We start from the raw sequence: 8,383 nt of genomic DNA, 5'->3' as shown, positions 1-8,383 counted from the left end.
CGTGCGACCGCCTCCCACCACGAGCACCCGGCCCCGGCTCTCCTTGCCGCCGCCCGGCGCGGGAAGAGCCCAGCCCCGCAGACGGTGGGAGGTCAGGACGATCTCCTTCTCCGACGGACCGCCGTTCACCGGCCGTCCTCGTCCGCCGCGGATCCCTCGCGGGTCGTCGGTGCCGCGGCCCGCTCCACGGCCGTGGTGTCGGCGTACCGCTCGAGTTCCAGCGCCGCGCCGCCGTGCCGGTACGTGGTGACCGAGCAGTTGGGTAGGGGGTCCGCCCGGTCCACGTGGAGGATGTCCTGCTCGGCCATCTGCTCCAGCGCCACCCGGAACCCCATGATCACCGCCTGGTGGCTGAAGACGCACAACCGTTCACCGGCGTACTGCTGGCGCAGGTCGGTGAGCAGGTAACGCACGCGGAGGACCACGTCCGTCCAGCTCTCACCGCCCGGGGGCCGGTAGTAGAACTTCCCGATCCGGTCGCGCCGCTCCGCCTCCTCCGGGAAGCGGTCACGGATACCGTGTCCGGTGAATCCGTCCAGGATCCCGAGGTCACGCTCGCGCAGCCGCTCGTCGGTGAGGAGAGTGGCGTCCAGGCGGGCGGCCTCCAGCGCGGCGGCGGCGGTGTCCGCCGCGCGTCGGTACGGGGAGGTCAACCACACCGTGGGTCGGTGCTCCTCCGGCAGGTCGGCGAGCCACGCGCCGACCGCCGACGCCTGCGTGAACCCGGTATCCGACAGGGGTGTGTCGGCGTCCCGGTAGTCCAGGTCGAGGCGGTGCGCCCCGGCGGCCCGGGCCTCGTCGTCGGCGATGTTCCCCACGCTCTGCCCGTGGCGGACGAGCAGGAGTCGGGACAGTTCGGTCATATCCGCAACCTACCCATCCGCATCCCGCCCGTCCCCGGACTCACGGCGTGAGGACGATCTTCACGGCCCCGTCCTGCTTCTTCTGGAAGATCTCGTAAGCGTGGGGGGCGTCCGACAGTGGGAGCCGGTGCGTGGCGAAGTCGTCCACGCCCAGCGGGTCGGCATCGGTGAGCAGCGGCATGATGTCCGGCACCCAGCGCTTGACGTTGGCCTGCCCCATCTTGAGCGTGAGCTGCTTGTCGAACATCGTCAGCATCGGCAACGGGTCGGCGACGCCGCCGTACACGCCGGACAGCGAGATGGTCCCACCGCGGCGCACGATGTCGATGGCGGAGTAGAACGCGGCGAGCCTGTCGACTCCCGAGTGCTCCATCATCTTCTTGCCCAGGAACTTCGGGAGCATCCCCACGGCCGCGTGGGCCGCCGTGGCGACGGGGGACCCGTGTGCCTCCATCCCCACCGCGTCGATCACGGAGTCCGGCCCGCGGCCGTCGGTCATGTCGCGGATCACGTCGCCCAGCTCACCGGGGAGCTCGGAGGGGTCGAGAACCTCGACACCCCGGTGCGCCTGCCGGGCCCGGCGCTCCGCGACCGGGTCCACTCCGATGACGCGGTGTCCGCGGTGGGCGGCGATCCGGGCGGCCATGTCGCCGATCGGTCCCAACCCCAGGACGACGACCGTCCCGCCGTCGGGGATCTGCGCGTACTGGACCGCCTGCCAGGCCGTCGGCAGCACGTCGGACAGGTACAGGTACCGGTCGTCGGTGTGCTCGTGCGGCACCTGGATGGTGGTGTTCTGGGCCTGCGGGACCCTCAGGTACTCGGCCTGACCGCCCGAGACGCTGCCGTACAGCTCGGAGTACCCGAACAGTGCCGCGCCCATACCCTGGTCACGGACCTGGGTGGTCTCGCACTGGGTATTGAGGCCCTTGTCACACATGTAGCAGTGGCCGCACGAGATCTGGAACGGCATCACCACGCGGTCGCCGGGTTTCAGGTCGGAGAGACCGGACCCCACCTCCTCGACGATCCCCATCGGCTCGTGGCCGAGGATGTCGCCCTCGTTCATGAACGGCCCGAGCACCTCGTACAGGTGTAGGTCGGATCCGCAGATGTTCGTGCTGGTGATCCTGACGATCGCGTCGGTGGGATCCTCGATCCTGGGATCGGGTACCTCGTCCACGCGGACGTCGCGCTTGCCGTGCCAGGTGACCGCCTTCATGGCAGGCTCCTCTCGCTGGTCGTGTCATGCGCGCTCACGCATATCACCGACGCTACGAGGCCGCGGGAGTCGACGCATCCGGTCGCCCGAGGAGGTAGACCTGAGTGGTGACCGATCTCCGCCAACCCCGCGTGGTGATCATCGGCGCGGGGGTCGCGGGGATAGCCGCCGCGCACACGTTCATGCGGGCCGGGCTGACCGACGTGACGATCTGCGAGAAGGGCACCGACGTCGGTGGGGTGTGGCACTGGAACCGTTATCCGGGTCTGACCTGCGACGTTCCCTCCCAGCTCTACCAGTTCGGGTTCGCCCCCAAGGCCGACTGGTCACACGTCTGGGCATCGGGGGAGGAGATCCAGCGGTACCACCGGGACGTGGTGGACCGGGTCGGTCTGAACGCCTGGCTGCGGCTCGGGACCGAGGTGACGGACGCCGTGTACGACGACGAGTCCGCCACCTGGACGGTGACGACGGCAGCGGGGGAGGTGCTGCACGCGGACTTCGTGGTGTGCGCGACCGGGGTGCTGCACCACCCGTACGTGCCCGATATCGACGGGCTCGACTCGTTCGCCGGACCGGTCGTCCACACCGCCCGCTGGGATCCCGGGCTGGAGACCGGCGGGTCCCGGGTGGCGGTGATCGGCTCCGGTTCCACGGGAGTGCAGATCGTGTCCGCCCTGCAGCCGGAGGCGTCACGGCTTCTGCACTTCGCGCGATCCCCGCAGTGGATCCTGTGGGCGCCGATGACTGTGCGGCAGCCCGCACCGCTCACCGCCCTGCTCCGTCGGTCACCCGGATCGCAGCGGAGGATGTACGCGACGGCCCTGTGGGCCTCGGGGATCCTGGCGGACGTGGTCCTCAAGCCGACCTGGCGGCGTCGCGCGGTGCAGGCCTACGCCCGCGTGAGTCTCCGTCGGCAGGTCCGCGATCGTCGGCTCCGGGAGGCGTTGACCCCGGACTACGAACCACTGTGCAAGCGCCAGGTGGTCTCGGGTACCTACTACCGCGCCATCACCGCCCCCAACGCGGAGTTGGTCACGGGTCCGGTCTCCGAGGTGACGCCCACCGGCATCCGTACCGGCGACGGTGTCCACCACGAGGTCGACGTGATCGTGCTGGCCACGGGTTTCCGAACCCACGAGTACATGCGGCCCATGCGGATCACCGGCCGCGACGGCCTGAGTCTCGATGAGGCCTGGGCCGCAGGTCCGCGCGCATACCGGATGACCGCGATCCCGGGATTCCCCAATCTCTTCACCGTCCTCGGCCCCAACTCGCCGACCGGATCGATCCCACTGCAGTTCTCGGCAGAGCTCACCTCGCGTTACATCGCGCAGTGGATCGAGCGATGGCGGCTCGGCGAGCTCGACGCGGTCGAGGTGACCGAGCGGGCGACCGCCGAGTTCTCCCGCGCGGTGGGTGCGGCGATGGGACCGACGGTGTGGAACACCGGGTGCACGTCCTGGTACCAGACCGCCGGCGGTGAGATCGATCTCTGGCCCTTCGACCGGAAGCGGATGGGGGAGATGCTCGACCACCCCGACGAGCAGGACTTCACGACGGTCCTGCTCGGCTCCTGAGAATGCGGTGCGCTGCCGGTCGCGAGGTGGATAAAGTGACTGTCATTCTCCGGACGTAGGCCGACTCGTCGGCAGTGTCGATGGTGGTGACTATGAGCAATCCGTCAGGTGGCTCCGGTTGGGACGGTTCCAGCTGGGACGGTCACCGAGGCAACGACGGGGGGTGGGGGCAGGAGGCTTACGGAACGGGTCCACAGGCTCGCTCTCGCAACGGCCTCATGTGGGTGATGGGTGGGCTCATCGTGGTGCTGCTCGTCGTCCTCGCCGGCGCGGCCGGCTACCTCGTCGCCTCGGACGGCGGCGAACCGGGTGCGGTGCCAGAGCCGACGACGACCTCCGTGGAACCGGCTACGGGGTCCCCCGTCCCTGAGACGATGCCAGCTGCAACCGCTTCTCCATCAGCACGGACCTCCGACTGCGACCCGGACGAGATCGCGAGGGAGGCGGGTATCGCCCGTCGGAACGTCAACGTGGACCGGTGCGCGGGGGCGTGGGCACTGGCGCACGTCTTCGTACAGCAGGGCGAACCCGCCGGGGATACGCAGTACATAGTGAGCCGTGTCGATGGGAGCTGGAACCGATACACCGGGATCCCGTCCACAACGTGCCGTCAGGAGGCGGAGGCCGACGGCATGCCCGCCGAGATCGCCGCGGTCCTGGACGACTGCCGGTCCTCGGCCGCACCGACCGGCGATCTGGGACTGAATGTCCCGATGTCCCGCCCCGCGTGCGATGGCCGGGGGATCGTGGTCCTGTACTCCGCCGTCACCCCGGGTGAGTACGCGCAGGAGATCGCTGCAGCACTGGCGCGGAACCCGGGTGCGTCCTACTTACGCACCGACATGGCGTGCCCATCGCTGCGCGCGAGGGATGAGAACGGCAACGTCATCTATGCCGTCTACCGTGCTTCCGGGTACTCCCGGCAGGAGCTGTGCGCAGACGTGCGAGCAATGGGGCCACCCGCCTACGGTCGCTGGCTGGACTCCACCAGCGACCCGTCGACGCTGGTCACCTGCTGAACAGGCCGGCGGCTCACCGCAGGATGAGTGGGATGTGCTGCTCTGCCGCGGTATTGGCCCCGTGATGACCGAGGAGGCCCGACTCCATCTTCTCGTGGTGGGTGCGGGCGAGGATGACGCCGCCGGTGGCGACCGCGACGACGTGACCCAGACGGTCCGCATGTTCCCGGCCCGGCCCGAACAACTGCTCGTCCAGCGCCTGTTCCCGGCTCAGCACCCGCGCGTGCCCCGCCAACTCCTCGCGCCAGGCGGCCAACACCGCCGACTCCGACCCGGCCCGTGCGTGCACGTGCCGTACCCGGGCCTCGCCTGCGACCGCCTCGACGTCCGCGAGGAGCGACGGGGTGGCATCGATATCGATCACGGTCTCCGCGGCCACCATGCCGTGGTCGGCGGTGACGAGCATCCCGCAGTCGGGGGGCAGATCCGTCGCCAGGTCGGCGACGAAGGCGTCCACCTCGCGCAACGACTGGATCCACTCCGGGGAGCCCGGACCGTGGATGTGCCCGATGAGATCGAGGTCTCCGAAGTAGGAATAGACGAACCGTCTGGACGTCGAGGGAGCGGCGACGACACCGAGTATCGCCTCGCGGATCTCCTGCAGTGAGATCGCCGGGCGGTACTCGCCCTCCGCCCGGAACGCGGCGCGGGTGAGTCCGGATGCCCGGAAGTCCTCGCGCATGACGTAGGTGACGTCGACCCCCTCCTCGGTGAGCAGTTCGAGCAGACTCGGCAGCACCTGCACCTCACGGGGAGGGAACCGGTCCAGTGCGGAGGGCCCCTCCGCCGACCCCGTGGTCCACCGGAGCGAGTTGAAGACGGTAGGTGTCTCTGCACCCTCGTCCGGGAGCGCGAAGCTGTACCCGACGATCCCGTGGCGGGAACACGGCGCTCCCACCGCCAGGCTGGTCAGACTCGTGGCCGTGGTGGCGGGGAACCCCGCGGAGATCATCCGCGTGGTCATCGCCGAGAGGGTGGGGGCGACGTCGGCGTGCTGCCGGATGAGCTCGGCGCCGAGGCCGTCGACCAGGACGAGCACCGCATCCCGCGCGGGCGGGAGAGCCAGTGGGTTGCGGAGGTCAAGGCCCAGCGAGGCGGCGATCGACGGCATGACGTCTGCCAGCGAATGGTCGGCGGGGGTGGTCGGGATCCCGGTCATGGCTCCACTCTCCCTCATCGCGCCCGCGAACGGTGCGGACCGGCGCCGGGCGGGCGGACGGCATCAGGGCGGAGGTTGTGACGCGACGACGTGGTGGTCGTGACGTGTCGACGGGGTGGTCGTGACGTAACACCGCCCCGCTCGTGACGTATATGTGATGGACTCAAGAATCCTTAACTCATCGTGGGGCTCGCGCCCCCGTCATGCTCGGAGATCACTGTGACCAGATCCATCGCCTGCGCCGGTGCGCTGGCCGCCGCACTTCTCGTCTTCTCGACCGGCGCCGCCGCAGCCCAGAGCGCAGACGGCCTGTCGTCGGGCGCCCTCGACTCGTCGTCGCTCACCGGGTCCGCCGGAACGGGCACCGATGCGGACACCGGCGGCGGCCTCGGCTCCGCCGGCGACCTGCTTCCGGCCTCCGTCACCGGTTCGCTGCCCGGTTACACCTCCGGTCCGGTCGGTTCCGTCGCCAGCGCCGTCTGTGGCGTCGGCACCGTGGCCGGCACGGCGGCCAACCTGGCGGGCATCCCGCTGCCGCCCATCGGGGTCGTGTGCATGGTCGTCAAGCCCGTCGCGGAGTCCGTCGACTTCCTGATGCGCGGGGACGTCCCGGGGTCGGTCGACGCCGTCATCGGCGGGGTGCCCGTGGTGGGCGACTCGCTGGCCGGAGCCGTCAACACGGACTCGGCGACCGACGCCGTGGAGGGCTCGCTGGGCGAGGAGCGGCTCGGCTCGATCACCGGGTCCTCGGTGTCGCCCGAGGGTTCGCCGGAGACCGCTCCGGTGAACTGAGCCGGATCAGCGTTGCCCGCGCCCGAAGGCGTGCGGCTCGACCGGTCGCTGCGCGCTGGGGAGCCCGGCCACCACGAGTCGGTAGGACTCCGTGACCAACTCCTCGACCACGTCGGGGCCGAGGCTCCCCCCGGGGTGCAGTGAGATCCAGTGCCTCTTGTCCATGTGGTAGCCGGGGGTGATGTCGGCGTGCGCGTCACGGAGGGCGAGGCCGTCCGAGGGTGATGCCTTGATCACCACGAGGGGCTCGTCGTCGACAACGGTGTGGATCATGAACACCTTGCCGCGGACCTTGTAGACGTCGACGTCCGGCCCGAACGGGAACTCCAGGGTCGACGCCGGTAGTTCGCGTGCCCGCATCGCCGCACATTTCTGGAGTTCCCGCCCGTTCATCCCAGTGACGCTACGACACGCTGCGGGCTCCGTCATCGAGAAGAGCGTTCCGCACACCTGCTTCTCGGCCGACGTGTTCGGAACGCTCTTCGCGACCCGCGCGACCCGCGGGGTCGGTCGGGCTCGATGCGAGGGGATTGGCGAGGGTGCCCGCGAACTGCAGCGATCCCGCCTGATCGGTCAGATCCACCATCTGCCGGGTGTCGCGCAACTGCAGGCGGTTGAGGCACGAGTGTTTGAACCGCGGCGCGAACAGCGCCTGCCAGGTCGCCTCGTCGACCTCAGTCCGGTCGACGTCGATGTCGATGTCGCCGTCGCCGTCGCCGTCGCCGGCCAGCGCCAGCAGGCACCGGCGGGTCTCGTCCCAGAACTCCGTTGCCGGCAGGACCCCGGACTCGTCGAGGATCGCGGCGAGGTGACGCAGTACCCCGTCCATCACGTCGGTGTGGATGCTCAACGCGGCCGTCTCGGCGTCCACGAGGTGCCGGATCCGCTCGATCCCCTCGGGCAGCGGTCGGTCGGTCACCACGGCCACCTCCTCGCCGATGTCCTTGAACAGCACCCGGCGCGGCAGGTTGTCCGGGCCGATCACCACGATCACGTTCTCACCGTGGGGCATGAACACCAACCCGTGCGCGAGCAGACAGCGGGCCACCGGCAGAACGTAGGCGTCGAGCAGCGCGCGGAGCCACGTGCGGGCGTCCGCCCCTGACCGCTCCAGGTGTTCGACGACGAGGGGGCACCCGTGGAGGTCGACGTGCAGTAGTGAGGCCAGCGTGAAGGCCCGCTCGCCCTCCGCCAGTCGCGGCACCGGGCTCTCACGCCACAGGGCGGCGATCATCTTGGTGTGCGGCCCCTCGTCCGAGACGCCGGACTCCGCTGCGCGGTGGTAGGCGTCGCCTGTGTACCCCACGGCGGCGACCTCGCGCAGGACTCCGAAGTCGAGTGCCCGGAGCACGGGATCCCCGGCCACCAGACCGGCCACCCAGTCGTTGACCGCCGGGGTGTCACGCATGTACCGAGGAGACAGTCCGCGGGTGAAGCCCATGTTCTGCACCGCCAGTGCCGTCTTGACGTACCCGCGCTCGGGACGGGTCACGTCGAAGAACGTGCGTACGGACTGCTGCGGGCGGTACTCACTGCGGGACTCGCCCAGGTGGACGAGGTCGCGGCGGGCCAGGTCGGGGCCGAACGCCACGGCGATCTTGTGCTCCCACTGCCACGGGTGGACGGGAATGAGGCGGTACCCGTCCGGATCGAGGCCCAGCTCCCGAAGTCGTGTGTCGCACCGGTCGAGGTCGTCACCGTCGAACTCCCGACGGTAGTGCTCGTTCTCCTCCAGTCCGGTCACGGTG

General features: G+C 69.8%; 8 protein-coding genes. 3 read left to right on the top strand and 5 right to left on the bottom strand.

What is annotated here, in order from left to right; all coding sequences use genetic code 11:
• Window positions 1–125: 125 nt before the first annotated feature.
• Both G6021_RS08240 and G6021_RS08235 read right to left on the bottom strand, forming a co-directional pair.
• Window positions 126–863 carry a histidine phosphatase family protein gene (locus tag G6021_RS08240; RefSeq protein ID WP_179525098.1) on the bottom strand — a complete coding sequence of 246 codons (738 nt, stop codon included), beginning with the start codon at window positions 861–863 and terminating at the stop codon, window positions 126–128.
• 40 nt (window positions 864–903) lie between these two features.
• Window positions 904–2,085, bottom strand: coding sequence for a zinc-dependent alcohol dehydrogenase (locus G6021_RS08235; protein ID WP_182641039.1), 1,182 nt, complete (start codon window positions 2,083–2,085; stop codon window positions 904–906).
• 104 nt (window positions 2,086–2,189) lie between these two features.
• Between G6021_RS08235 and G6021_RS08230 the strand changes: the two genes are divergently transcribed.
• Both G6021_RS08230 and G6021_RS17255 read left to right on the top strand, forming a co-directional pair.
• On the top strand, window positions 2,190–3,665 hold the full coding sequence (locus G6021_RS08230) for an NAD(P)-binding domain-containing protein (protein ID WP_182641038.1): 1,476 nt from the start codon (window positions 2,190–2,192) through the stop codon (window positions 3,663–3,665).
• 227 nt (window positions 3,666–3,892) lie between these two features.
• On the top strand, window positions 3,893–4,684 hold the full coding sequence (locus G6021_RS17255) for a serine/threonine protein kinase (protein WP_241730507.1): 792 nt from the start codon (window positions 3,893–3,895) through the stop codon (window positions 4,682–4,684).
• Window positions 4,685–4,697: 13 nt separating this feature from the next.
• On the opposite strand, the gene G6021_RS08220 is transcribed toward G6021_RS17255, so the two are convergent.
• Window positions 4,698–5,843: a nucleotide pyrophosphatase/phosphodiesterase family protein gene (locus tag G6021_RS08220; protein ID WP_182610969.1), complete on the bottom strand. Its 1,146-nt coding sequence runs from the start codon at window positions 5,841–5,843 to the stop codon at window positions 4,698–4,700.
• 219 nt (window positions 5,844–6,062) lie between these two features.
• Between G6021_RS08220 and G6021_RS08215 the strand changes: the two genes are divergently transcribed.
• Window positions 6,063–6,635, top strand: coding sequence for a hypothetical protein (locus G6021_RS08215; protein ID WP_179525102.1), 573 nt, complete (start codon window positions 6,063–6,065; stop codon window positions 6,633–6,635).
• A 6-nt stretch (window positions 6,636–6,641) separates the two neighbouring features.
• Here the strand turns inward: G6021_RS08215 and G6021_RS08210 are convergent, their stop codons facing one another.
• On the bottom strand, window positions 6,642–7,028 hold the full coding sequence (locus G6021_RS08210) for an MmcQ/YjbR family DNA-binding protein (protein ID WP_179525103.1): 387 nt from the start codon (window positions 7,026–7,028) through the stop codon (window positions 6,642–6,644).
• Between the two features lie 10 nt (window positions 7,029–7,038).
• The coding region (locus G6021_RS17250; protein WP_241736474.1) for an IucA/IucC family protein at window positions 7,039–8,383 on the bottom strand (1,345 nt) is incomplete at its 5' end.

Source organism: Dietzia sp. CW19, from assembly GCF_014145265.1.
In the GTDB taxonomy this organism is placed as follows: domain Bacteria; phylum Actinomycetota; class Actinomycetes; order Mycobacteriales; family Mycobacteriaceae; genus Dietzia; species Dietzia natronolimnaea.
This window is presented reverse-complemented; position numbering and strand designations above follow the sequence as displayed.

Coding starts and splice junctions, on each gene's coding strand:
- G6021_RS08210 (WP_179525103.1), bottom strand. CDS start 7,028: ATGAACGGGCGGGAACTCCAGAAATGTGCGGCGATGCGGGCACGCGAA.
- G6021_RS08220 (WP_182610969.1), bottom strand. CDS start 5,843: ATGACCGGGATCCCGACCACCCCCGCCGACCATTCGCTGGCAGACGTC.
- G6021_RS08235 (WP_182641039.1), bottom strand. CDS start 2,085: ATGAAGGCGGTCACCTGGCACGGCAAGCGCGACGTCCGCGTGGACGAG.
- G6021_RS08240 (WP_179525098.1), bottom strand. CDS start 863: ATGACCGAACTGTCCCGACTCCTGCTCGTCCGCCACGGGCAGAGCGTG.
- G6021_RS17255 (WP_241730507.1), top strand. CDS start 3,893: ATGGGTGGGCTCATCGTGGTGCTGCTCGTCGTCCTCGCCGGCGCGGCC.